Here is a 22,837-nt window from a genome sequence, read left to right as displayed (position 1 = left end):
CGGCAGCGGGGCAAAGGGAACGTCTATCGCCGTGGTGCCTGTGCAGGGCGGTGCTGCGGTATACTCCGCGATTTTTCATCCAGGGGCAGGTTTTGCCGGCTGCCTGGCAAAAACCGCTTACGCATTTGGCGTGTGCGGGGCGGGTTTTTCGTCCAGCCTTTATCCAGGATGGTACGGCGATTTGGAGTTGCACATGCTCGAACAGGCTCAGCGCGTTCTCAAGGACATCTTCGGCTACGACAGTTTCCGTGGGCGCCAGGCAGCGATCATCGAATGCGTGGCCAATGGCGGCGATGCCTTGGTGCTGATGCCCACCGGTGGTGGCAAGTCGCTGTGCTTCCAGGTGCCGGGGCTGCTGCGCCCGGGCCTGACGGTGGTGGTATCGCCACTGATCGCGCTGATGGACGACCAGGTCGCCACCCTTGACGAGCTGGGTGTGTCTGCGGCCGCCCTGAACTCTACCCTGACGGCAGAGCAGCAGCGTGAGCTGGCCGGGCGCCTGCGCCGTGGTGAAGTCAAGATGCTGTACCTGGCGCCGGAACGTCTGGTGCAGCCGCGCATGCTCGACTTCCTGCGCGATCTGGACATCTCGCTGTTCGCCATTGACGAGGCCCACTGCGTATCGCAATGGGGTCACGATTTCCGCCCCGAGTACCTGCAACTGGGCCAGCTGGCCGAGCTGTTCCCGCATGTTCCGCGCATTGCGCTTACCGCTACGGCCGACATGCGGACCCGCGAGGAGATTGTCCAGCGCCTGCACCTGCAAGGCGCCGAGCGCTTCCTGTCGAGTTTCGACCGGCCCAACATCTTCTACCGCATCGTGCCCAAGGAGGCACCGCGCAAGCAGTTGATGGCCTTTCTCGGCGAGCGCCGTGGCAACGCTGGCATCGTCTACTGCCTGTCGCGCAAGAAGGTCGACGAAACCGCCGCCTTCCTCTGTAGTCAGGGTTTCCCCGCGCTGCCGTATCACGCCGGCCTGGCCGCCGAGACGCGGGCGGCCAACCAGCATCGCTTCCTGAACGAGGAAGGGCTGATCATGGTCGCTACCATTGCTTTCGGCATGGGTATCGACAAACCCAACGTGCGCTTCGTTGCCCACCTCGACCTGCCCAAATCGCTTGAGGCCTACTACCAGGAAACCGGCCGTGCCGGCCGTGACGGCCTGCCCTCCGATGCCTGGATGGCCTACGGGCTGCAGGACATGGTGATGCTCAAGCAGATGCTGCAGAACTCCGAAGGCGACGAGCGCCACAAGCGCATCGAGCAGCACAAGCTGGATGCCATGCTGGCGCTGTGCGAAGAAACCCGCTGCCGCCGCCAGTCGCTGCTGGCCTACTTCGACGAGACCCTCGAACAACCGTGCGGGCATTGCGACAACTGTGTCGACAACATCCAGACCTGGGACGCCACCGAGCCGGCCCGCCAGGCGCTGTCGGCGGTGTTCCGCACCGGCCAGCGCTATGGTGTTGGCCACCTGGTCGATGTGCTGTTGGGCAAGGACACCGAGAAGGTGCGCAATTTCGGCCACGAGAAGCTGTCGGTATTTGGCGTTGGCAAAGGTCTGGCCGAGGTCGAGTGGCGCTCGCTGTTCCGTCAGTTGGTGGCGCGCGGGCTGGTCGATATCGACCTGGAAGGCTACGGCGGCCTGCGCCTGTCCGACAGCTGCCGGCCGCTGCTGCGCGGCGAGGTGACCTTGCAACTGCGCCGTGACCTCAAACCGCAGACCACGGCCAAAACCTCGTCGTCCGGTGGCGGCAGCCCTGCCAGCCAGCTGGTGCGTGCCGAAGAGCGCGATCTGTGGGAAGCACTGCGCACCCTGCGCCGCAAGCTGGCCGAAGAACACAGTGTGCCACCCTACGTCATCTTCCCTGACTCGACACTGCTGGAGATGTTGCGTAGCCAGCCGGTCAGCCTCAGCGACATGGCCCAGGTCAGCGGTGTGGGGGCGCGCAAGCTGGAGCGCTACGGCCAGGCGTTCCTCGAAGTGCTGAACAACAGCGGAGGCACCGACGAGGCACCGAAAGTGGTGCTCGACCTGCGCCACGAACTGGTCAGCCTGGCCCGTGCCGGCATGACCCCGGCGCAGATCGCCGGGCAGCTCAATTGCAGCGAGAAGAACGTGTATAGCCTGTTGGCCGAGGCGTTGGGCCGCCAGGAGCTGAGTCTTGACCAGGCCATCGACCTGCCGGAAGACCTGATGATGGAGGTACAGGACGCCTTTCTTGATGGCGAAGGTGAACTGCCACCGGTGTCGGCCATTGCCCCCCAGTTCGGGGCGCGGGTACCGGAGGGCGTACTTTATTGCGTGCGGGCAGCACTGGCGGCGGAATTCGAATTGTGAGCACAGGCAGGATCGAAGGCAGAAGCGCCATCTGCTGACCTTTGTCATGCTTTTTGACGATTTTCGACCGAGCAGGCGTGGCCGAGCCTTGCCTCGTGGGGCAGGGCATGGTTAGCTGCCTAATAATTAGATCTACTCAATGAGCTCCTTATGCCCCTGAACGACAACCAACACCGCTTTGGCATGCAACTGGCCCAGATGTCCCGAGGTTGGCGTGCCGAGCTGGACCGCCGCCTGGCCGGGCTCAACCTGTCCCAGGCGCGCTGGCTGGTGTTGCTGCACCTGGCTCGCTTCGAGGAAGCCCCGACCCAGCGTGAGCTGGCCCAGAGCGTAGGCGTTGAAGGCCCGACCCTGGCGCGTCTGCTTGACAGCCTGGAAGCGCAAGGGCTGGTGCGTCGTCAGGCGGTGCTGGAGGATCGGCGGGCGAAGAAGATTGTGCTGTGCCCGCCGGCCAAGCCGTTGATCGATCAGATCGAGACCATCGCCAACCAGCTGCGGGTCGAGCTGTTTACCGGCGTGGACGAGGCTGACTTGCAGGTCTGTATGCGCGTGCATGCCAAGATCCTGGCCAACCTCGAAAAGTCCTGAGCCCGCCCATCGATTCAGGTGCAGTGCAAGCCTCAGAAGGTGTGCCCAAGGTTCAGGTACACCGCTTGTTCATGTGCACTGTTGGCGCCATAGCTGAAGTTCAGCGGCCCTAGAGGCGTCTCCAACCCCAGGAAGATGCTCGCCGCATTGATGTACCCACTGTCGAACTCGTTGTCGTTGTTCCATGCCCGCCCACGCTCCAGCGAGCCGCCTATGTATAACGGGAAGTCCAGCGGCACATAGGCCCGCGGCGTCAGCCGACGGTAATAGACCATGCGCAGCAGGCTCGCGTTCTGCCCCGATACCGAGTCCTGGCGGAAGCCTGACAGCTGTCGCGCCCCGCCCAGCACAAAGCTCGACGTCACCACTTCGGTATCGTCCAGCGTGCGCCCGTAGCTCCCACCCAGCACGAACGTGTTCGGCCCGCTGCTGAGGGCCTTGTCCAGGGTAAACAGCCACTGCCGGTAATTCTGGTCGGAGTCCAGCGACTTGTCGTATTTGCGCAAGGTCAGGCCGATGTCCTCGCCATGGTGCGGGAAGTACACGTTATCGAGGGTGTCGAACGAGTACTTCAGTTCGTAGAAGCCTTCGTTGAAACTGACTTTGGGCAAGTCCTGGTCGCCGATGCGCACTTCGGCTTCGCCCCAGGCCTTGCCCGCGCCCAGGCGCACTTCACCGCTGTTGCCGATCTGCCGGCCTACATTCAGGCCAAAGCCGTAGCGCTCCAGGCGATACTCGGCGACGGGGTCGTTGTCCAGGGTCGCTTCGATGTTCTGCGAGCCCAGGTCCAGGTACGGCGCGATGAAGTAGCGTGAGCCCACATCCAGGGGTTGGTAGAATTCACTGTACAGCTCTTGCTGGTCGCCGATCTGGCCGCGGGTCAGCCATTCGGCGCCAAGGCTGTTGATGCCGTTGACCCGGTAGCTGGCGCCCAGGTTGAAAGCGCTGTCGCCACGCAGGTCATCGGACAGGTTCAGGCCCAGGCGCAGGTAGTCGGTGCCGCCGCGTCTGCCACGGGCGTTGATTACCAGGGTGTGGTCGTTGCCCTTGTGCACCACGCGGTACTGCACCCTGTCGAAGTAGTCCAGGCCATACAGCGTACCCATGTCGGTCTGCAGGCGGTCCAGTTCCAGCGGTGCGTCGATCGGCTGGCGGATGTACGAGCGGATCACATCATCGCTGACCTTGGAGTCGTTTTCGATCCGGATTGCGGTGATTACCGGCGTGCGCTGGTGCGGCGAGCGGGCCACGGCCAGGCTGGCGTCGCCCTCGAGCTGGCGCAGGGCGGCCAGGCGCGGGTCAAGCAGGCGGGTGGCGCGGTAACCGGCGTCGATCATGTCGCGGGCACGGCCGAAATCTGTCACGCCGAAGGCGGTGAGCGATGGCTGGATGAGGATGTCGTCGCGGTGCAGGCTGGCCAGCTGTTCTTCGGAGTTGCGCCGGGTCATCAAGGTGATCGACTGATTCAGCACGTCGACCACCGTCAGCAATTGCTTGCGATCGCGCAGCGGGGTGCCGATGTCGACCACGATCGCCAGGTCCACGCCCATGTCGCGGGCCACATCCACCGGAATGTTGTCGACCATGCCGCCGTCCACCAGCAGGCGACCGTCCAGTTCGACCGGGGCGAACACGGCGGGGATCGACATGCTGGCGCGGATTACCTGGGGCAGGTGGCCGCGGCGGAAAACGACTTTTTCGCCACTGGCGATGTCAGTGGCCACGGCACGGAAGGGGATGGGCAGCTTGTCGAAGTCGCGGGTGTCGGCGGTATGCGCCAGTTTGCTTTCCAGCAGCAGTGACAAGTTCTGGCCCTGAATCACACCCAGCGGCAGGCCCAGGCTGCCATCGTCGCGAAAGCTGAGCTTCTGCTTGACCAGGAAGTCGCGGTCATCCTGCTTGCGTCGGAAGGGCACATCCTCGCGCGGCGGGGCATCGGAGAGCGCCTGTTGCCAGTCAAGGGTGGTAGCGAGTTTTTCCAGCTCTTCGACACTGTAGCCCGAGGCGTACAGGCCGCCGACCACCGCGCCCATGCTGGTGCCGGCGATGGCGTCAATGCGCACACCCTGTTCTTCCAGCGCCTTGAGTACGCCAATGTGGGCCAGGCCACGGGCTGCACCGCCAGACAATACCAGGCCGACCTTGGGCCTGGCGGGTTCCGCAGCGATTGCCGTAAGGGAGGTAATGAGGAGCAGAAAACAGAGCAGCAAACGGCGCATCGTGAGTCTCAAACCGTGGGCTAAAGACCGCTAGTATAAGCGGCCCTTTACCTGGAGATGTTTCACCATGGCTGACAACAAGCCGGAAATCGTCATCACCTATTGCACCCAGTGCCAGTGGCTTTTGCGTGCTGCCTGGCTGGCTCAGGAACTGCTCAGCACCTTTGCCGACGACCTTGGCCGGGTAGCGCTGGAGCCGGGTACCGGGGGTATCTTCCGCATCACCTGCAATGGCGTGCAGATCTGGGAGCGCAAGGCCGACGGTGGTTTCCCCGAAGCGAAGGTACTGAAGCAGCGGGTGCGCGACCAGATCGACCCGCAGCGTGATCTTGGTCACAACGACCGCTGATCAGGCGCCCTCGGTCAGTGGTCGCTGCCTGGGCGGTTGCTCGGCAGCCAAACGGCTGGACAGCACGATGGCGAAGATGATCAGCGCGCCGCCCAGCAGCATGCGCACGGTCGGGGTCTCGGCGAATACTGCCCAGGCCACGGCAATGCCGTAGACCGGCTCCATGCCGAACACGACGGCGGCGGTGCGCGCCTTGATCACCGCCAGGCTGGCAACGAACAGGCTGTGCGCCACTCCCGTGCAGAAGATGCCGAGCAGGGCGATCCACAGCCAGTCCAGGGGCGCAACGTCGGCCAGGCCGGGCGCCGCGAACGGCAGCAGGCACAGGCCCACCACCAGGTTCTGCCACAGGGCTGCCTGTACCGCAGGCAAACGGCCAGAGCCGGCCCGGTTGGTCAGTGACAGTAGCGAGAACAGCAGGCCCGAGAGCAGTGCCCAGAGTAGGCCGCCGGTGGCTTCGCTGGCCAGATCGAATGCCGGCGTGACCAGTATCAGGCCGATGCTGACCAGCACGACCAATACCGCTTCGTTACGGCGGATTCGCTCGCGGAACAGCAGGCTTTCGAGGATCACCGTAAAGGCCGGGAAGCTGGCGAAGCCGAGGGTGGCGATGGCCACGCCGCCCACTTTGACGGCGATGAAGAAGCTGACCCAGTGGCCGGCCAGCAGCACGCCGCCGAGCAACAGGCGGCGCGCGTCCTGGCTGTTCAGGCGTTGCCAGCCCGGGCCGGCCAGGCTGACGAACAGGGCCAGGGCGAGTACGGCGAAGGCAGCGCGACCGAAGACGATGATCGCCGGGTTGGCGCTGGCAGCCAGTTTGCCGAAGACGCCGGTAAGGCCGAAGAACAGCGCGCCAATGTGCAGTGCGCCGAGGGCGGTGCGGTGGTTCATGGTAGTCCTTGATGAAGATCTCTACAGGCAGTACCGGCCCTTTCGCGGGTAAACCCGTTCAGGTTGTGCACAACCTTCAGGGCTGCGGAAATCCTGTAGGAGCGGGTTTACCCGCGAAAGGGCCGGTAAAGGCAAAGTGTAAAGCCTCAGGCAAACACATTCTGTCGCAAGACTGCTGTCAGTTATCGCCAGGCTCTCGTCGCAAAGCCAACGGTGTACACCCGAACGCCCGCAGCATCGCCGCTGAAAAGGCACTTTGCGAGCTATACCCCACCTGCGCCGCAATTTCGCCCATCGGCAGCACGGTCTGCACGATTAGCCGCCGCGCCTTGAGCAAACGCCGCTGGCGAATGTAGTCCATCGGAGTCATCCCGCACTCTGCGGTAAAGCGCGCATGCAGTCGGGCAATGGACAGCCCGGCGATGCGCGCCAGGTCGGCAACCTGCAGCGGGTAGGCAGCATGCTGTTCGATATGCGCATCGAAGGCTGCGTAGGGCAGGCGCTGGCTGGTGTGCACGCTGGCTGCCGCCGTGGCGTTGAGGCTGGCCAGCAGCAGTGCCGCGCCTTGCCTGGCGATCAACGGGTCGTGCATGGGGCTGCTCGCCAGCCAGTCCACCAGTTGCTGCTGGCGTTCATCCAGGCCCAGGGTGACGGGGCGGTCGAGCAGGCGGCGGCTGGCATCGGCATGCTCGCCCAGGTGCTCGCGCAACCAAGGCTCCCCAGGCACATCAAGCACCAGACAATCACTGCCGGCATCGCTGGCGCACGTGTGATGAGCACCCGCCGGGACCACTACCAGCCCCTGCCGATCGATCCCGGCGCCATGCCCCTGGACCTCGAAATCCAGGCGGCCGCGCAGGCCGAACACCAGTTGCGGGTGTTCGTGGCTGTGGGCGATCAGGCTGTCACGGTAATGGCGCAGCGAGAGGATCGGGGCGGCGGTCATGGGGGCTCCTCGCAGGGCAGGCGCCCATTGTGCCTCAATCCCTGCACGCCATCACTCGTCACTGTTTTGCCATGGCGCTGTCATGTGCGCCTGCCAGTCTCCAGCAAACTGCGCCGGAGCCTGCCCATGACCCATGCCGAACTGTCCCGCCCCTCGCGCAAGCAACGCGTGCGTACCCTGTGGATCTCCGACGTGCACCTGGGTACCCGCGACTGCCAGGCTGAACACCTGTCGCAATTTCTCAAGGGCTACCAGGCTGATCGCGTCTACCTGGTGGGCGATATCATCGATGGCTGGAAACTGCGCGGCGGGATCTACTGGCCGCAAGCTCACACCAACGTGATCCGCCGGCTGTTGACCATGAGCAAGCGCGGCACCGAGGTGATCTACGTCACCGGCAACCACGACGAATTCCTGCGCCGCTACTCAAAGCTGATTCTGGGCAACATTCAGCTGGTGGACGAGGCCGAGCACCTGACAGCCGATGGCCGCCGTCTGCTGGTTGTCCATGGCGATCAGTTCGATGTGATTACCCGTTACCACCGCTGGCTGGCGTTTCTGGGTGACCGCGCCTACGAATTCACCTTGGTGCTCAACCGCTGGCTCAACCACTGGCGTGCGCGGTATGGCTATGGTTACTGGTCGCTGTCTGCGTACCTGAAGCACAAGGTGAAAGGGGCGGTGAACTTCATCAGTGACTTCGAGAATGCCATTGCCCACGAGTGCACCCGCCGTGGTTTTCATGGGGTGGTGTGCGGGCATATCCATCATGCCGAAATCCGCAAGGTGGGTGAGGTGGACTACCTCAATTGCGGGGACTGGGTGGAATCGTGCACGGCACTGATCGAGCATTGGGACGGCAGTGTCGAACTGTATCGGCTGGCTGAGGCACAGGCAGCGGCGGCGTTGCGCGAGTCGGCTTAAGGGCCTCAGATGCTTACAGCCTGAGCTTGCCCAGCAGGATATCCCGGAACATCACGAAATCCCCGGCCAGGCTGTAAAGCGGATAGGTGAAGGTCGCTGGCCGGTTTTTCTCAAAAAAGAAATGCCCGACCCAGGCAAAGCCATAGCCGAACACCGGCACGGCCAGCAGCAGCAACCATTTGCCACTGCCAATGGTGTAGGCCAGCAGCGCTATCACCAGGCTGGTGCCGATGAAGTGCAGACGGCGGCAGGTGGGGTTGCTGTGCTCCCCAAGATAGTACGGATAGAACTCGGCAAAACTGCGAAACTGCGCTTTGCTGTTCATGGCAGTGCTCCGGGATTAATACTTCTGGACAAGATACACGGCGTGGAGCCTGATTCGAGTCTAGAGTGACTGACGGGGCCTACCAGTGACAATAGGCGCCAAATGAGTATCCTTGGGGTTCACCGCAGGAGCGGTCGGTAAAAGAAGCCTGTCATGAGCGAAAGAACAACGTCAGCCAGTTGGGCATCAGGGATCGTGAAGGCACTTGAACTGGAAGGGCTGGATTGCAGAGCCATGTTCAAGCAGTTGGGGCTGGACTTTGCCGCCCTCGATGACCCTGATGCACGTTTCCCTCAAGATTCCATGACCCGCCTCTGGCAACTGGCGGTGGAGCTGTCGGGCAATGAGGCCATCGGCCTGAACATGGCACGGGTGGTCCGCCCGGCGTCGTTCCATGTGGTGGGCTATGCGTTGATGTCAAGCCGCACCCTGGCCGAGGGCTTCGAGCGCCTGGTGCGCTACCAGCGCATCATCGCCGAAAGCTCCGACCTCAGTTTCGTCCTTGGCGCCGAGGGCTATTCGCTGATTCTGACCGTGCATGGCGACCACCTGCCGCCGACCCGGCACAGCGCCGAAGCGTCGCTGGCCTGTGCGCTGGCGCTGTGCAAATGGCTCAGTGGCCGGCCGGTACAGCCGCGGCGGGTACTGGTGCAGGGGCCGCAGCCGAAGAATGTCGAGCCTTACAAGGTGGCGTTCCATTCGCCGCTGGTATTCGGTGCCCCGCATGATGCGCTGGTGTTCGAGCGGGCCGACATGGAGGCGCCGCTGCCGACCGCCAACGAGGCCATGGCGGTGCTGCACGACCGGTTTGCCGGCGAGTACCTGGCACGCTTTTCCGAAAGCCGGGTCAGCCACCGCGTGCGCCAGGTGTTGTGCCGCATCCTGCCGCAGGGTGAGCCCAAGCGCGAAACCCTGGCCCAGGCCCTGCACCTGTCGCAGCGCACCTTGCAACGGCGGCTGCAGGAGGAAGGCACCAGCTTCCAGACCTTGCTTGACGACACCCGCCGCGAGCTGGCCGAACAGTACCTGGCCCAGCCGGGCATGACCTTGCTGGAAACCGCCTACCTGCTGGGCTTTGCCGACCCCAGCAACTTCTATCGGGCGTTCCGTCGTTGGTTCGATGCCACGCCCAGCGAGTACCGCGCACGCCTGGGCACGGAAGGCGAAGCGCTCAGTGACGCCAGAACGCCGGCATGCACAACACCAGCACCGTGATGATTTCCAGGCGACCCAGCAGCATGCCGGTCGCCAGAATCCATTTGGCCGCGTCAGGCAGCGTGGCGTAGTTACCCGACGGGCCGATCACTTCGCCCAGGCCCGGGCCTACACCCGAAACCGTGCCCGCAGCGCCGGTCAGCGCGGTCATCCAGTCCACGCCCAGCAGCGACAGCAGCAGCGCCATGACACAGATGGTGATGGCGAAGAAGAACGAGAACGTCAGGATCGAACGCACGATGTCTTCATCGAGGCGATGGCCGTTGTATTTCTGCTTGATCACCGCGCGCGGGTGAATCAGCTGGTTGAGGCTGGCCTTCAGCAGGATGTAGGCCACCTGGAAGCGGAAAATCTTGATACCGCCTGCGGTCGAGCCGGAGCAGCCGCCAACGAAGCCCAAGTAGAAGAACAGCATCAGCGAGAAGTTGCCCCACAGGCTGTAGTCACCCAGGGAGAAGCCGGTGGTGGTGACCACTGAGGTCACGTTCAGCGCTACATGGCGCAAGGCATCGAGCCAGTGCAGATCGGTGCTGTACCAATACCAGGTGCCCAACACCAGCCAGGTGGCCACCAGCATGCCCAGCAAACCTTGCACCTGCTGGTCGCGGATCAGCGCCTTGCGGTTGCCACGCAGGGTAGCTACGTAAAGGGTGAACGGCAGGCTGCCCATGATCATCACCACCACCGCAACCCAGTGCACGGCCGGGATATCCCACTTCGCCAATGACTGGTCGGAGGTGGAGAAACCGCCGGTAGAGATAGCCGACATGGCGTGGTTGATTGCATCGAACGGGCTCATGCCCGCCCACCAGAAGGCCAGCGCGCCCAGTATCGAGAAGCCGACGTAAACCCCCACGATCGACTTGGCGACCATGTGCGACCGCGGCATGACCTTTTCCGAGCGGTCGGACGATTCGGTCTGGAACAGGCGCATGCCGCCGATGCGCAGCAGCGGCAGGATCGCCACCGCCATGGCGATGAAGCCGATACCGCCGAGCCAGTGCAGCATCGAACGCCACATCAGGATGCCCGGCGACATGTTATCGAGCCCGCTGAGCACGGTGGCGCCGGTGGCGGTGATGCCTGACATGCTTTCGAAGAAGGCGTCTGTGTAGCTGATGTGCTGGGTCAGCAGGAACGGTAGCGCGGCGAACACGCACACCACCAGCCAACTGCTGACGGTCAGCAGGTACATGTCGCGCGGGCGCAGGTGTACATGCTCCGGGCGCCCCTGCACCACCAGGGCCAAGCCGGCGATGAAGGTGATCAGGCTCGACCAGAGAAACGACGGCATGTCGCCGGTGCGCTCGAAGATCACCAGGGTCGCCATGGGCACGGCCATGCTCACGGCCAGCGTAATCAGGAAGATGCCGATGATGAAACCAATAATCCTTAAGGTCGGCAACGCCATGTGATCTGCTCAGACTCGAAACGGAAGGGCGCCATTCTACCTATGGGTCCGGTGATGTAAACGCTAGAATGGCCGCACATTCAACTGCCAGGAGGGTAGCCGATGGAGGCTCTCGACGCATTGCTCAACCGTGTTTCCGTGCCACGCCTGACCGACCCGGCGCCCAATGCCGCCCAGCGTGAGGCGCTGTTCCAGGCTGCCCTGCGCGCCCCGGACCACGGCCAGCTGCGGCCGTGGCGTTTTCTTACCATTGAAGGCCAGGGCCGCGAGAAGCTCGGCGAGCTGTTCGCCGAAGCCTTGCAGCACAAGGGCGATGCCAGCCAGGCGGCACTGGACAAGGCCCGTGCCATGCCGCTGCGGGCGCCATTGTTGATCGTGGTGGTGGCCAGGTTGCAGGACCACTTCAAGGTGCCCAAGTCCGAGCAGCGTCTGGCCGCAGGCTGTGCAGCGCACGGCATTCTGATTGCTGCGCATGCGCAGGGGATCGGCGCGGTGTGGCGTACCGGTGACATGGCCTTCGATGCCCATGTGCACAAGGGGTTGGGGTTGGCCGAGAACGAGGAGCTGATCGGCTACCTGTACGTCGGCACGCCGCTGACCGAGCCGCGGACGGCGCCGGTGCTGGAAACTGCCGATTTCGTCAGTGGCTGGGGTGAGTAAGGCTGCCTTGGACTGATTGATGTATCAAGGCTTCCGGCCTCTTCGCGGGTAAACCCGCTCCTGCAACGGCATCTACATCCCCTGTAGGAGCGGGTTTACCCGCGAAGAGGCCAGGCGCCGTTACACCCATCAACTGCCTGCTGCTTCAGCCAAGGGGAACTCCAGCCTGGCCACAAACCCACCCTGTGGATGATTCTCCAGCACCAGGCTACCGCCATGGCGCTCCGCTGCCTTGCGTGCAATCGCCAGCCCCAGGCCATGCCCCGGCGCTGCCTGCCCCGGCGCGCGAAAGAACGGCTCGCCCAGTTGCGCCATGTGCTCCGCTGCTGCCCCAGGCCCATGGTCACGTACGCTGATCACGATGCGGTTCTGCTCGCGTGCAGCGCTGACCTCGACCGGCTGGCCCGCCGGGTTGAAACGCAGGGCATTGCGCAGCAGGTTGTCCACGGCACGCTCGATCAGCGTTGGCCAACCCTGCAAGCTCAACCCTGGCTGCGCCTCCAGGCGCACGTCCTGCTCCGGCGCGCTTAGCAGGGCATCCTTGCGTACGCTGCCGAGCAAGGCATTGATGTCGACCGGTTCGGCATGAGCCTGCTCGGCATCCACCCGGGCCAGGGCGAGGATTTCGCTGATCAGGTCTTCCAGGCGGTCGCATTCGCGGGTCAGGCGCGGCCACAGGGTTTGCCGCTGCTCGTGATCGGCACGCTCTGCCAGGGCCAAGGCGATACGCAGCCGGGCCAGTGGCGAGCGTAGCTCATGAGACACGTCGCGCAGCAACTGGCGCTGGCTGCCGATGGTGCTTTGCAGGCGTGCGCCCATCTTGTTGAAGTCCTTGGCCAGCACGCCAAACTCGTCGCGCCGAGCTGCCAGCCGTGCCAGGCTGTTCTGCTGATAGGTAGACTGGCCCAGGTCGTGTACGGCGCTGCGCAGGCGGCTTAACGGACGGGTTATGGACAGCGTCACCAGCAGGCTGAACAGGGTCAGCACGACCAAGGCAATGCCCAGTGCGCTGAGCGGCCACAGCAGGCTTTCACGGTGCCAGGCATCCAGCGCCGGATGGGGGATGCGGTAGATCAGCAAGTAGGTTTCGCCGGTGTCGGGGCTGGTGTATTCCTCGGTCAGCCGGCGCCATGGCAAGCGCCGCTGGTCATTGTGCTGGCGCGCTTCGAAGGCTGCCGCACGGCGTGGGAAGGTACCCGGCACCACGGCCTCACCGCTATCGTCGAGCACCTGCACGTCGATCTTGTAGCGGTCCTTGCGTCGTTCCAGAAAGTGCTGGGCCGCATCCAGGCCTTCCTGCTCATAGTGCTTGGCCCACTTGCTGGCCAGGGTGTTCAGGCCCGGGTGGCGGCTGAGGATCCAGGCGTCCTGGTTGAGCATGTGCCCCAGCAGGATCGACAGGCCTGCGACCAGGGTGATGGCCAGCCAGAAACTGGCCAGGATGCGCCAGAACAAAGAACGCAAGTGCACCTCCTAAACGGGAAAAGCCCGGCCCGCAGTGATGCGGACCGGGCAGGGGGCGGACAGCTTACTGGGCCTTGGCGCCTTTTTCAGCTTTCCAGGCCTTGAACTCCTGCCACTCGGCTTTCTTGGCGGCGCGTTCCTTTTGCAGTTCATCGAACTTCTTCTGCTGGTCAGGCTTGAGCAGGTTGCGCACCGCGCTGTCGGTCTTGTCGCGGCTGGCTTTCAGCTCGTCCTTCATGGCCTTCTGGTCGGCGGCCGGCAGCTTGGACAGGTAGCGCTCGGTGATGTCGCGGCGCTGCTGCATCTGCTCGCCCATCAGCTTGCCGATCTGCTGGCGCTGCTCGCGGCTCAGGTCCAGTTGGTGGAAAGGCGCATCACCGCGATGATGCGGGCCGTCGTGGCGCGGGCCGCCGTCAGGCATGGCCATGGCAACGGTCGGCAGAGCGGCAGCGAACATCAGGGCGATAAGGGTCTTGCGCATGGTGTCTCTCCTTTACATGGGCCGGTGATTACCGGATGAGCACAGTCTAGGGAGATCACCGTCAAGCGCAGTCAGGGGAGGGTAAAGGCAAAGTAAAGATGAGTGGCCCGTGCAGGCGCGGCCTTGTACCGCGAATGAGGCGCGCAGCTTTACAGGCAGTAGTAATAGCCACGGCTACGCAGCGCCACGATGCGTGGACGGCCATCGGCGTGTGGGCCGATCTTCTTGCGAAGGTTGCTGACATGCATGTCCAGGCTGCGGTCGTACAGGGTCAGCTTGCGGCCCAGGCCGATCTGCGCCAGTTCCTGTTTGTCCAGCGGCTCGCCGGGCTGACGCAGCAGCGCTTCAAGAATACGGCTTTCGGACAGGGTCAGGGTCATTTCGCGGCCATCGATGCTGGCCACACCCCGCGCAGGGCTGTAGACCAGGTCACCCAGTTCCATCTGGCTGGTCGTGGCGGTGGGGTGGCTGCGGCGCAGTACCGCGCGCAGGCGGGCAGTGAGCTCACGCGGGTCGCAGGGTTTTGCCAGGTAATCGTCGGCGCCCAGTTCCAGGCCGAGAATGCGGTCCAGCGGCTCGCCGCGGGCTGACAGCATCAGCACCGGCAACTCGGCATGCTCGCTGCGCAACTGCTTGAGAAGCTCCAGGCCGCTGCCGTCGGGCAACATCACATCCAATACCACGGCAGCAGGCGCATGCTCGGCCAAGGCCTGGCGAGCGCTCTGGCCATCGTGGCAGGCACGCACGGAAAACCCTTCCTGGGTCAGCCAGCTGCCGAGCAGCTCGCACAGTTCCTGGTCATCATCAATCAGTAACAGCTCGCTCATGACTCACTCAATTCAACCAATGACGGCGGTGATTCGGCCCGCCAGTGGCAAAGATACCGCAGACTGATGGCCTGAGTATAACTGCTGGTACCGCGTGGCCCTCTTCGCGGGTGAACCCGCTCCTACAAGGGTCTGTGTCCAACCACCGACGTGTGTCCACCACCAATCTGTGTAGGAGCGGGTTTACCCGCGAATACGGTAGCGGCGGCAACGGTGAACGGCGGGTGGAGATTGGCCAGCAGGCCCGGCCCTTTCGCGGGTGAACCCGCTCCTACAAGGGTCTGTGTCCAACCACCGACGTGTGTCCACCACCAATCTGTGTAGGAGCGGGTTTACCCGCGAATACGGTAGCGGCTGCAACGGTGAACGGTGGGTGGAGATTGGCCGGCAGGCCCGGCCTCTTCGCGGGTGAACCCGCTCCTACGGGCGATGGCACAGGTCCGAAGGTTTGTGGGTACCTTGTAGCGAAGAGGGCCGTGCCGTCTCAGGTCAAGGCAGTACTTGCTTGAACGGCTTGACCACAACCTTGTCGTACACGCCGGCAGCGATGTACGGGTCGGCATCGGCCCAGGTCTGCGCGGCTGCCAGCGACTCGAATTCGGCAACGATCAGGCTACCGCTGAAACCCGCTTCGCCCGGGTCGTTGCTGTCGATGGCCGGGTGCGGGCCCGCCAGCACCACGCGGCCTTCGGCCTTGAGCTGCTGCAGGCGTTCGATGTGCGCCGGGCGGGCAGCCAGGCGCTTTTCCAGGGAGTTTGCGACGTCGCTGGCGATAATGACGTAGAGCATGTCAATCCTTGGTTTTGGAAGTAGAAGGGTCATCGTGCAGGTGGCGCGACAGGTACACGCCTTGCACCACCAGGAAAATCACGGTCATGCCCAGGCTGCCGAACACCTTGAAATCCACCCAGAAGTCCTGGAAGGTGAAGGCGACGAACAGGTTGGCCGCGCCGCAGAACAGGAAGAAAGCGATCCAGGCCAGGTTCAGGCGCGTCCAGATGGCATCAGGCAGGGTCAGGGCGTGGCCCATGATGCGCTTGATCAGCACCCGGTCGCCGATGAGGTGGCTGCCGGCAAAACCCAGGGCGAACAGCCAGTTCACGACGGGGGCCTTCCACTTGAGGAAGGTTTCGCTGTGGAAGGTCAGGGTCAGGCCACCGAACACCAGGCAGGCGATCAGCGTCAGCCACTGGCCTTTTTCCAGCTTGCGCTGGCGCAGGAACAGAGCGCCGTACACGACCAGCGAGCTGATGATCAGCATGGCTGTGGCGCTGTAGATGCCGCCAAATTCGAAGTGATGGCCGGCGACTTCCATGGGGCGCGGGTCGAGCTTGTAGACGATGAAGAACAGCAGCAGTGGGATGAAATCGATGAATTGTTTCACAATGGCAGCCAGAATCGGGATGTGACGGCATAATAACAAACATCGATTCCAGCGAAAGCGCTCCTCCATGAATGTTGATCTGCACTGTCACAGCACGGCCTCCGACGGCGCCCTGTCGCCTTCCGTACTGGTTGCCCGGGCCCATGAACACGGGGTGCAAGCACTGGCGCTGACCGACCATGACACCCTCGAGGGCCTGGCCGAAGCGCGCCAGGCCTGCGCTGACCTGGGGATGCACTGGGTTAGCGGGGTGGAGCTGTCTTGCACGTGGGGCGGCGCGACCATCCATGTGCTGGGCTATGACTTCCCGCTCGACGCACCGCCGTTGCTGGCGGCAATCCAAGCGTTGCACCGCGGCCGCTGGCTGCGTGCCGAAGAAATCGACAAACGGCTGGCGGCCAAGGGCATGCCCGGCACGCTTGAAGGCGCGCGCGCCGTGCAACACGAACTGGGTGACAGCGGCAACGCCCCGGCGCGGCCGCATTTTGCCGAGTATCTGGTGCGTGCCGGCCACGTCAAGGACCGTGGCGAAGCGTTTCGCAAGTGGCTGGGCGCCGGCAAGCTGGGCGACGTCAAGCAGCACTGGCCGACGCTCGACGAAACCGTTGCCACGCTGAGGCAGTCCAACGCCTGGGTGAGCCTGGCGCACCCCATGCACTACGACCTGACCCGCAGCAAGCGCAGGCGGCTGATTGCCGACTATATTCAGGCAGGAGGGCAGGCGCTTGAAGTGGTCAACGGGATGATGCCTGCCGAGCAAGTGGGCACCATGTCCATCCTTGCCCGTGAGTTCGGCCTGCTGGCAAGCGCTGGCAGTGACTTCCACGGCCCCGGCACCTGGGGCGAGATCGGTGCCTATCGGCCTTTGCCCGAGGATCTGCCACCTTTGTGGCGTCGATTCAGCCATGAACAGCCTTTGGCGCTATGAACAGGACGACTACGTGAGCCAATTTTTCCAGATTCATCCGGAGAACCCACAGGCGCGCCTGATAAAACAGGCCGTCGAGATCATCCGCAAGGGGGGCGTGGTGGTGTATCCGACGGATTCGGCCTATGCGCTGGGTTGCCAGATAGGCGACAAATCGGCAATCGAGCGGGTGCGGCGCCTGCGCGGGCTGGACAAGTCGCACAACTTCACCCTGATGTGCTGCGACATGTCGCAACTGGGGTTGTATGCCAAGGTCGATACCGGCACCTTCCGCTTGCTGAAGGCGCATGTGCCGGGGCCTTACACCTTCATTCTCAACGGCACGCGTGAAGTGCCGCGCCTGCTGTTGCACGATAAGCGTCGCACCATCGGGCTGCGTGTGCCGGACCACGCCATCACCTTGGCCTTGCTGGCCGAGTTGGGCGAGCCACTGATGAGCGTAAGCCTGATCCTGCCGGGTGACAGCGAGCCGATGACTGACCCTTACGAGATCCGTGAACGGCTGGAGCACCATGTCGACCTGGTGATCGATGGCGGGTTCGGCGACCTCAAGGCGTCGACCATCATCGACCTCTCCGGCGACGAACCGGAACTGATCCGCGAAGGTTGTGGCGACCCCACGCCATTCCTGGTCAACGTGTGAGCCAGCTGGAAGCGCCTGAGGCGCCGGCCGAACGGGTCGAGGAGCCTCGGCAACTGCAGTTGGCGCTGGTCTATGGCGAAGCCCTGACCGAGCTGCCGCTGGACTTGTACATCCCGCCGGACGCCCTTGAAGTCATCCTCGAAGCTTTCGAAGGCCCGCTGGACCTTTTGCTGTACCTGATCCGCAAGCAGAACATTGACATTCTCGACATCCCTGTCGCCGAGATCACCCGGCAGTACATGGGCTATGTAGAGCTGATGAAAAGCGTGCGCCTTGAGCTGGCCGCCGAATACCTGGTGATGGCTGCCATGCTTGCCGAGATCAAGTCGCGCATGCTGCTGCCGCGCTCCGCCGACGTCGAGGAGGAGGAGGGTGACCCACGCGCCGAGCTGATCCGCCGCCTGCAGGAGTACGAGCGTTTCAAGGCCGCCGCCGAGGGCATCGACGAACTGCCACGGGTCGGACGCGAGGTGGTGGTACCGCGCCTGGAGGCGCCGCAGGCCAAGGTACGCAAGCTGTTGCCTCAGGTCAGCCTGGAAGAGCTGCTGGTGTCCATGGCCGAGGTGATGCGCCGCAACGACCTGTTCGAAAGCCATCAGATCACCCGTGAGACCTTGTCCACCCGCGAGCGCATGAGCCAGGTGCTGGAGCGCCTCAAGGGCGGTGCCTTTGTGCCGTTCATCGCGCTGTTTGCTGCCGAGGAGGGCAAGCTCGGTGTGGTGGTGACCTTCATGGCCATTCTCGAACTGGTGAAGGAATCGCTGATCGAACTTGTGCAGAATGAACCTTTCGCCGCCATTCACGTGCGGCTTCGCCCGGCGCCAGTTGAAGAACCCGATGAACCTGAATGAACCACGCGACCTGGCGTCGCTGATCGAAGCCTTCTTGCTCGCTTCGGGCAAGCCGCAATCCCTGGAACGCCTGTACGAGCTGTTCGAGGAAGCCGAGCGCCCTGAGCCCAAGGTGTTCAGGCGGGCTCTGGAGGTGCTGGGCAAGTCGTGCGATGGCCGTGCCTTCGAGCTCAAGGAGGTGGCCAGCGGCTATCGCCTGCAGATCCGCGAGGCGTATGCCCCTTGGGTCGGGCGCCTGTGGGAAGAGCGCCCGCAGCGCTATTCGCGGGCGCTGCTTGAGACGCTGGCCCTGATTGCCTACCGCCAGCCGATCACCCGTGGTGAAATCGAGGACGTGCGGGGCGTTGCGGTGAACAGCAATATCATCAAGACCATGATGGAGCGCGAGTGGATTCGCGTGGTCGGCTACCGCGAAGTGCCCGGCCGGCCGGCGATGTTCGCCACCACCAAGGCGTTTCTCGACCATTTCAACCTCAAGAGCCTTGAGGACCTGCCGGCATTGGCCGAGCTGCGCGAAATGGAACCAGAGCCGCAACTCGACCCGGATGATGCGCCGGTGCCTGCGCACCTGCAGGCGTTGGCGGATGCCAGCCTTGGGGAGGAGGAGGTTGGTGAGCCGAAAGAGGAGACCAGCTTCCGTAGCCTGTTGGTGGAGCTGGATGCCATGGAAGACGGTTTGAAAACCGATTTTGATGATTTGCGGGGAGAAGAGCCTGAGCCTTCGGTGGAGGAAGAGAACAAGGCACAACCCTGATTGATCTGCTGCCTGCGCTGGCCTCTTCGCGGGCAAGCCCGCTCCCACAGGGGGATCACAGCTCCTGAAGGTTGCGTGTACCTGTAGGCGGGCTTGCCCGCGAAGAGGCCAGCACAAAGCCCACTGGGCAGAAAATCATACCCAGCCCAACAAAACCCTCTACCCTCCAGTGCGTTCGCCTGATGAACCGCGTATGATGCGCGGCCTTTTGGCACGTTCGTCGCCAGAACCCTGTTTTCATTCCTACACCGGGAGGTGCCCAGATGAGTGAGCAAGACCTGAAAGAAACCGAAATCACCCCGCCATCCGGCGAAAAGCTGCAGAAAGTGCTGGCGCGCATTGGCGTGGGCTCGCGGCGTGATGTCGAGGCCTGGATCAGCCAGGGTCGCATCAAGGTCAACGGCGTCGAGGCCACCCTTGGCCAGCGCGTCGACCTGCACGACGCCATTGCCGTGGACGGCAAGCTGATCAAGCGCGAGGAGGCCGCCGAGGCCACCCGCCGGGTGATCATGTACAACAAGCCCGACGGCGAAATCTGCACTCGGGACGACCCGGAAGGCCGCCCGACCGTGTTCGACCGTTTGCCACGGCCGAAAGAAGGCCGCTGGATCAACATCGGCCGCCTCGACATCAACACCACTGGCTTGCTGCTGTTCACCACCGACGGTGAGCTGGCCAACCGCCTGATGCACCCGTCCTACGAGATGGACCGTGAGTACGCGGTACGTGTGCGTGGTGAAGTCGACGACGAGATGATCGAGCGCCTGAAAGCCGGCGTAATGCTGGAAGATGGCCCGGCCAAATTCACCGACATCCAGAAGGCCCCGGGTGGCGAAGGCTTCAACCACTGGTACCACTGCGTGGTGATGGAAGGACGTAACCGTGAGGTGCGCCGCCTGTGGGAATCCCAGGGCATGGTAGTCAGCCGCCTGAAGCGTGTGCGTTTTGGCCCGGTGTTCCTCAATTCCGACCTGCCGATGGGCCGCTGGCGCGAAATGACCCAGGGCGAAATCGACATCCTCGCCGCCGAAGTCGGCCTGCAGCCGGTCGCGCTGCCAGCCATGAAGCTCAAGGCCAAGGACAAGATGGAGCGCCTGCAGCGCAAGTCGACCCGCCCGCTGGGCCGTGGCGAGCGCGTGCGCAACCTGCGCCCGGCACACGAAGGTGCCGCCACTGGCGAACGTCCGGCGCGTCAGCCGCGTGAAGAAGCTCCACGTAAAACCAACCGTGGCAGCACGGTGGCTGAGCGCCCGAGCGAGATGCGCAAGCGTCCAGGCAAGGCTGATGGTGACAAGCCAGCAGGCCGTGGCCGCGGCAAGCCGCGTGGCTGATAAGCCAGTGTGACAATCAAGGAACCAGCCTTCGGGCTGGTTTTTTATGCCTGCGAGAATCCGGCCAAGCGGCCCAAGATATTGAACAAAAAGAATTTTCCGGACGACTGGCAAGTTCTTGAACCGTCATGTAAAGAAATTTGTACAAATATGGCCGTTTTCAGTCCGCATTTCAGATCAAGCCCGATCGTGTAAACAAACCTTGCCGGCGTTCATGCACCAAAGCCGTCGCCATGGCGCCAGCCACCCTTGCCCAAACCCCCGTCCCCACGTTGTTATAGCCGCCATTGCCTTGTGCAGGAGCCCGCCCACCGAGCCGGGCTGACAAAACAACAAATGGAGGCGCCATGTACGCCGATCACTCCGCCTTTGAAGGCCTGTACCACAGGAACGCTGCGTTTTTTTCCGAGGAAACGATGCAACGCGTTGACGCCTGCGCGTTTGCAGGGGTATACAGTGCGCCGCGTTTTACCTGTGACTCTCTTGCGTACCGCGCACTCTTGATCACGCCTGGTTGACCCGCTCCGGCGGCACCTGAGGTCAAGAAACCCAAGGTAACCACCTTGCCCATTCCGCTGCGCCACGAGCGCGGTGGGTCCGATTCCGTCACAGATAAAAACAATGCAGGTGACTTCGTTCATGAGTGGACAAAACATGCATTCAGGCGAGCTAAAGCGGGGCCTGAAGAACCGCCATATCCAGTTGATCGCCCTCGGCGGTGCGATTGGTACCGGCCTGTTCCTCGGCTCGGCAGGCGTGATGAAATCCGCCGGCCCGTCGATGATCCTTGGCTACGCCATCTGCGGCTTCATCGCCTTCATGATCATGCGCCAGCTGGGTGAAATGATCGTCGAAGAGCCGGTGGCCGGCTCGTTCAGCCATTTCGCCCACAGCTACTGGGGTGGTTTCGCCGGCTTCCTGTCGGGTTGGAACTGCTGGGTGCTGTATATCCTGGTGGGTATGTCGGAGCTTTCGGCGGTCGGCAAGTATGTCCACTACTGGTGGCCGGAGATCCCCACCTGGGTCACGGCGGCAGCCTTCTTCGTGCTGATCAACGCCATCAACCTGATGAACGTGAAGTTCTTCGGTGAAGCCGAATTCTGGTTCGCCATCATCAAAGTGGTCGCCATCGTCAGCATGATCGGCCTGGGTGCCTACCTGCTGACCAGCGGCAGCGGCGGCCCTGAAGCCACCGTGGCCAACCTGTGGTCACACGGCGGCTTCTTCCCCAATGGCGTCAGCGGGCTGGTAATGGCCTTGGCTTTCATCATGTTTTCCTTTGGTGGCCTGGAAATGCTTGGCTTCACCGCCGCCGAGGCGGACAAGCCAAAGACTGTGATCCCCAAAGCGATCAACCAGGTCATCTACCGCATCCTGATCTTCTACGTCGGTGCCCTGGTAGTGCTGCTGTCGCTGACCCCGTGGGACACCCTGGTCGCCAGCATCGACGCCTCGGGCGGCAGTTATGGCAGCAGCCCGTTCGTGCAAGTGTTCTCGCTGCTGGGCAGTGACGTGGCTGCCAACCTGCTGAACTTCGTGGTGCTGACTGCGGCGCTATCGGTGTACAACAGCGGCACCTACTGCAACGCCCGCATGCTGCTGGGTATGGCCGAGCAGGGCGATGCCCCGGCGTCGCTGGCCAAGGTCGACAAGCGTGGCGTGCCAGTGCGTTCGATCCTGGTGTCGGCAGCCGTGACCTTCGTCGCCGTGCTGCTGAACTACCTGATGCCGCAAAACGCGCTGGAACTGCTGATGTCGCTGGTTGTGGCCACCCTGGTGATCAACTGGGCGATGATCAGCTACTCGCACCTGAAGTTCCGTCAGCACCTCGACCGTACCGGCCAGAAGCCGCTGTTCAAGGCGCTGTGGTACCCGTACGGCAACTATGTGGTGCTGGCCTTCGTGGTGCTGATTCTGGGCATCATGCTGATGATCCCGGGCATCCAGGTGTCGGTGTATGCGATCCCGGTGTGGCTGCTTGCGATGTTCGTGGTGTACATCTTCAAGTCTCGTCGCCGGGTCAATGCGGGCGGTGCTGTTGAGACTGTCGCCAAGTAAGGCGCCATAAGTGGTAGGCGAAAACCCGGAGTCAGGTGACTGGCTTCGGGTTTTTTGTTGCCTGTGCGGGCCTGTTCGCGGGTGAACCCGCTCCTACGACGACCTGGTATGCCTGAGGCTTGCGTAACCCTTGTAGGAGCGGGTTTACCCGCGAATACGGTAGCGGCGGCAACGGTGAGCGGCGGGTGGAGATTGGCCAGCAGGCCCGGCCCTTTCGCGGGTGAACCCGCTCCAACAGCGTTGTCCT

The 22,837-nt window shown here is 63.1% G+C and carries 22 protein-coding genes; 12 read left to right on the top strand and 10 right to left on the bottom strand.

Annotated elements, in window-relative coordinates; translation table 11 throughout:
- The first annotated feature begins 193 nt into the window (after positions 1 to 193).
- Both recQ and ACF8RA_RS21170 read left to right on the top strand, forming a co-directional pair.
- Positions 194 to 2,341, top strand: a complete 2,148-nt coding sequence (gene recQ, locus ACF8RA_RS21175) for a DNA helicase RecQ (protein WP_176685206.1) — start codon at positions 194 to 196, stop codon at positions 2,339 to 2,341.
- Positions 2,342 to 2,491: 150 nt separating this feature from the next.
- Positions 2,492 to 2,929 (top strand): MarR family transcriptional regulator, encoded by a 438-nt coding sequence (locus tag ACF8RA_RS21170; RefSeq protein ID WP_010955198.1) that lies wholly within the window; start codon positions 2,492 to 2,494, stop codon positions 2,927 to 2,929.
- A gap of 32 nt (positions 2,930 to 2,961) precedes the next feature.
- On the opposite strand, the gene ACF8RA_RS21165 is transcribed toward ACF8RA_RS21170, so the two are convergent.
- Positions 2,962 to 5,148, bottom strand: coding sequence for a patatin-like phospholipase family protein (locus ACF8RA_RS21165; RefSeq protein WP_176685207.1), 2,187 nt, complete (start codon positions 5,146 to 5,148; stop codon positions 2,962 to 2,964).
- Between the two features lie 67 nt (positions 5,149 to 5,215).
- On the opposite strand from ACF8RA_RS21165, the gene ACF8RA_RS21160 reads away from it, so the two are divergent.
- Positions 5,216 to 5,497 (top strand): SelT/SelW/SelH family protein, encoded by a 282-nt coding sequence (locus ACF8RA_RS21160; RefSeq protein ID WP_043201632.1) that lies wholly within the window; start codon positions 5,216 to 5,218, stop codon positions 5,495 to 5,497.
- On the opposite strand, the gene ACF8RA_RS21155 is transcribed toward ACF8RA_RS21160, so the two are convergent.
- Together ACF8RA_RS21155 and ACF8RA_RS21150 are read right to left on the bottom strand one after the other, a co-directional pair.
- On the bottom strand, positions 5,498 to 6,388 hold the full coding sequence (locus ACF8RA_RS21155) for a DMT family transporter (RefSeq protein ID WP_176685208.1): 891 nt from the start codon (positions 6,386 to 6,388) through the stop codon (positions 5,498 to 5,500).
- A 178-nt stretch (positions 6,389 to 6,566) separates the two neighbouring features.
- Complete coding sequence (locus ACF8RA_RS21150; RefSeq protein ID WP_392487633.1) at positions 6,567 to 7,334, bottom strand: AraC family transcriptional regulator; 768 nt, start codon at positions 7,332 to 7,334, stop codon at positions 6,567 to 6,569.
- A 126-nt stretch (positions 7,335 to 7,460) separates the two neighbouring features.
- On the opposite strand from ACF8RA_RS21150, the gene ACF8RA_RS21145 reads away from it, so the two are divergent.
- On the top strand, positions 7,461 to 8,258 hold the full coding sequence (locus ACF8RA_RS21145) for a UDP-2,3-diacylglucosamine diphosphatase (protein ID WP_176685210.1): 798 nt from the start codon (positions 7,461 to 7,463) through the stop codon (positions 8,256 to 8,258).
- A 13-nt stretch (positions 8,259 to 8,271) separates the two neighbouring features.
- On the opposite strand, the gene ACF8RA_RS21140 is transcribed toward ACF8RA_RS21145, so the two are convergent.
- The gene (locus ACF8RA_RS21140) at positions 8,272 to 8,583 is read right to left on the bottom strand and encodes a DUF962 domain-containing protein (protein WP_020191230.1); all 312 of its coding nucleotides are present in this window, start codon (positions 8,581 to 8,583) and stop codon (positions 8,272 to 8,274) included.
- Positions 8,584 to 8,736: 153 nt separating this feature from the next.
- On the opposite strand from ACF8RA_RS21140, the gene ACF8RA_RS21135 reads away from it, so the two are divergent.
- Complete coding sequence (locus tag ACF8RA_RS21135; RefSeq protein ID WP_209967422.1) at positions 8,737 to 9,798, top strand: AraC family transcriptional regulator; 1,062 nt, start codon at positions 8,737 to 8,739, stop codon at positions 9,796 to 9,798.
- Here ACF8RA_RS21135 and ACF8RA_RS21130 read toward each other — a convergent pair.
- The gene (locus ACF8RA_RS21130; protein ID WP_021783436.1) at positions 9,755 to 11,209 is read right to left on the bottom strand and encodes a TrkH family potassium uptake protein; all 1,455 of its coding nucleotides are present in this window, start codon (positions 11,207 to 11,209) and stop codon (positions 9,755 to 9,757) included. The two genes, ACF8RA_RS21135 and ACF8RA_RS21130, sit on opposite strands and share 44 nt — an antisense overlap.
- Positions 11,210 to 11,311: 102 nt before the next feature.
- Here ACF8RA_RS21130 and ACF8RA_RS21125 point away from each other — a divergent pair, with 102 nt between their 5' ends.
- A complete protein-coding gene (locus ACF8RA_RS21125) occupies positions 11,312 to 11,869 on the top strand; it encodes an NAD(P)H nitroreductase (protein ID WP_176685213.1) in 558 nt (185 codons plus the stop codon).
- Between the two features lie 129 nt (positions 11,870 to 11,998).
- On the opposite strand, the gene ACF8RA_RS21120 is transcribed toward ACF8RA_RS21125, so the two are convergent.
- From ACF8RA_RS21120 to ACF8RA_RS21100, 5 genes are all read right to left on the bottom strand, one after another.
- A complete protein-coding gene (locus ACF8RA_RS21120; RefSeq protein WP_392462462.1) occupies positions 11,999 to 13,339 on the bottom strand; it encodes an ATP-binding protein in 1,341 nt (446 codons plus the stop codon).
- A gap of 58 nt (positions 13,340 to 13,397) precedes the next feature.
- Positions 13,398 to 13,814 carry a Spy/CpxP family protein refolding chaperone gene (locus tag ACF8RA_RS21115; protein ID WP_103444750.1) on the bottom strand — a complete coding sequence of 139 codons (417 nt, stop codon included), beginning with the start codon at positions 13,812 to 13,814 and terminating at the stop codon, positions 13,398 to 13,400.
- A 149-nt stretch (positions 13,815 to 13,963) separates the two neighbouring features.
- Entirely contained in the window at positions 13,964 to 14,641 is a 678-nt protein-coding gene (locus ACF8RA_RS21110; protein WP_020193052.1) for a response regulator transcription factor, read from the bottom strand.
- A 489-nt stretch (positions 14,642 to 15,130) separates the two neighbouring features.
- Positions 15,131 to 15,430 carry a YciI family protein gene (locus ACF8RA_RS21105; protein ID WP_392519556.1) on the bottom strand — a complete coding sequence of 100 codons (300 nt, stop codon included), beginning with the start codon at positions 15,428 to 15,430 and terminating at the stop codon, positions 15,131 to 15,133.
- Position 15,431: 1 nt separating this feature from the next.
- Complete coding sequence (locus tag ACF8RA_RS21100) at positions 15,432 to 16,025, bottom strand: septation protein A (protein WP_392460958.1); 594 nt, start codon at positions 16,023 to 16,025, stop codon at positions 15,432 to 15,434.
- Positions 16,026 to 16,092: 67 nt separating this feature from the next.
- Here ACF8RA_RS21100 and ACF8RA_RS21095 point away from each other — a divergent pair, with 67 nt between their 5' ends.
- The 6 genes from ACF8RA_RS21095 to ACF8RA_RS21070 all read left to right on the top strand — a co-directional run bounded on the left by ACF8RA_RS21095 (position 16,093) and on the right by ACF8RA_RS21070 (position 22,590).
- Complete coding sequence (locus ACF8RA_RS21095) at positions 16,093 to 16,953, top strand: PHP domain-containing protein (protein ID WP_176685216.1); 861 nt, start codon at positions 16,093 to 16,095, stop codon at positions 16,951 to 16,953.
- A gap of 13 nt (positions 16,954 to 16,966) precedes the next feature.
- Entirely contained in the window at positions 16,967 to 17,596 is a 630-nt protein-coding gene (locus tag ACF8RA_RS21090; RefSeq protein WP_392488114.1) for an L-threonylcarbamoyladenylate synthase, read from the top strand.
- A 110-nt stretch (positions 17,597 to 17,706) separates the two neighbouring features.
- Positions 17,707 to 18,447 (top strand): ScpA family protein, encoded by a 741-nt coding sequence (locus tag ACF8RA_RS21085; RefSeq protein ID WP_162149596.1) that lies wholly within the window; start codon positions 17,707 to 17,709, stop codon positions 18,445 to 18,447.
- Complete coding sequence (gene scpB, locus ACF8RA_RS21080; RefSeq protein ID WP_176685217.1) at positions 18,434 to 19,201, top strand: SMC-Scp complex subunit ScpB; 768 nt, start codon at positions 18,434 to 18,436, stop codon at positions 19,199 to 19,201. The genes ACF8RA_RS21085 and scpB overlap by 14 nt, the downstream gene beginning before the upstream one ends.
- A gap of 263 nt (positions 19,202 to 19,464) precedes the next feature.
- On the top strand, positions 19,465 to 20,532 hold the full coding sequence (gene rluB, locus ACF8RA_RS21075) for a 23S rRNA pseudouridine(2605) synthase RluB (protein WP_176685218.1): 1,068 nt from the start codon (positions 19,465 to 19,467) through the stop codon (positions 20,530 to 20,532).
- Positions 20,533 to 21,171: 639 nt separating this feature from the next.
- A complete protein-coding gene (locus ACF8RA_RS21070; RefSeq protein WP_176685219.1) occupies positions 21,172 to 22,590 on the top strand; it encodes an amino acid permease in 1,419 nt (472 codons plus the stop codon).
- Positions 22,591 to 22,837 lie beyond the last annotated feature (247 nt).

The organism is Pseudomonas sp. FYR_5, assembly GCF_043106315.1.
GTDB classification, from domain to species: domain Bacteria; phylum Pseudomonadota; class Gammaproteobacteria; order Pseudomonadales; family Pseudomonadaceae; genus Aquipseudomonas; species Aquipseudomonas putida_Y.
The sequence above is the reverse complement of the archived record's forward strand: the minus strand, read 5'-3'. Positions and strand labels throughout refer to the sequence as shown.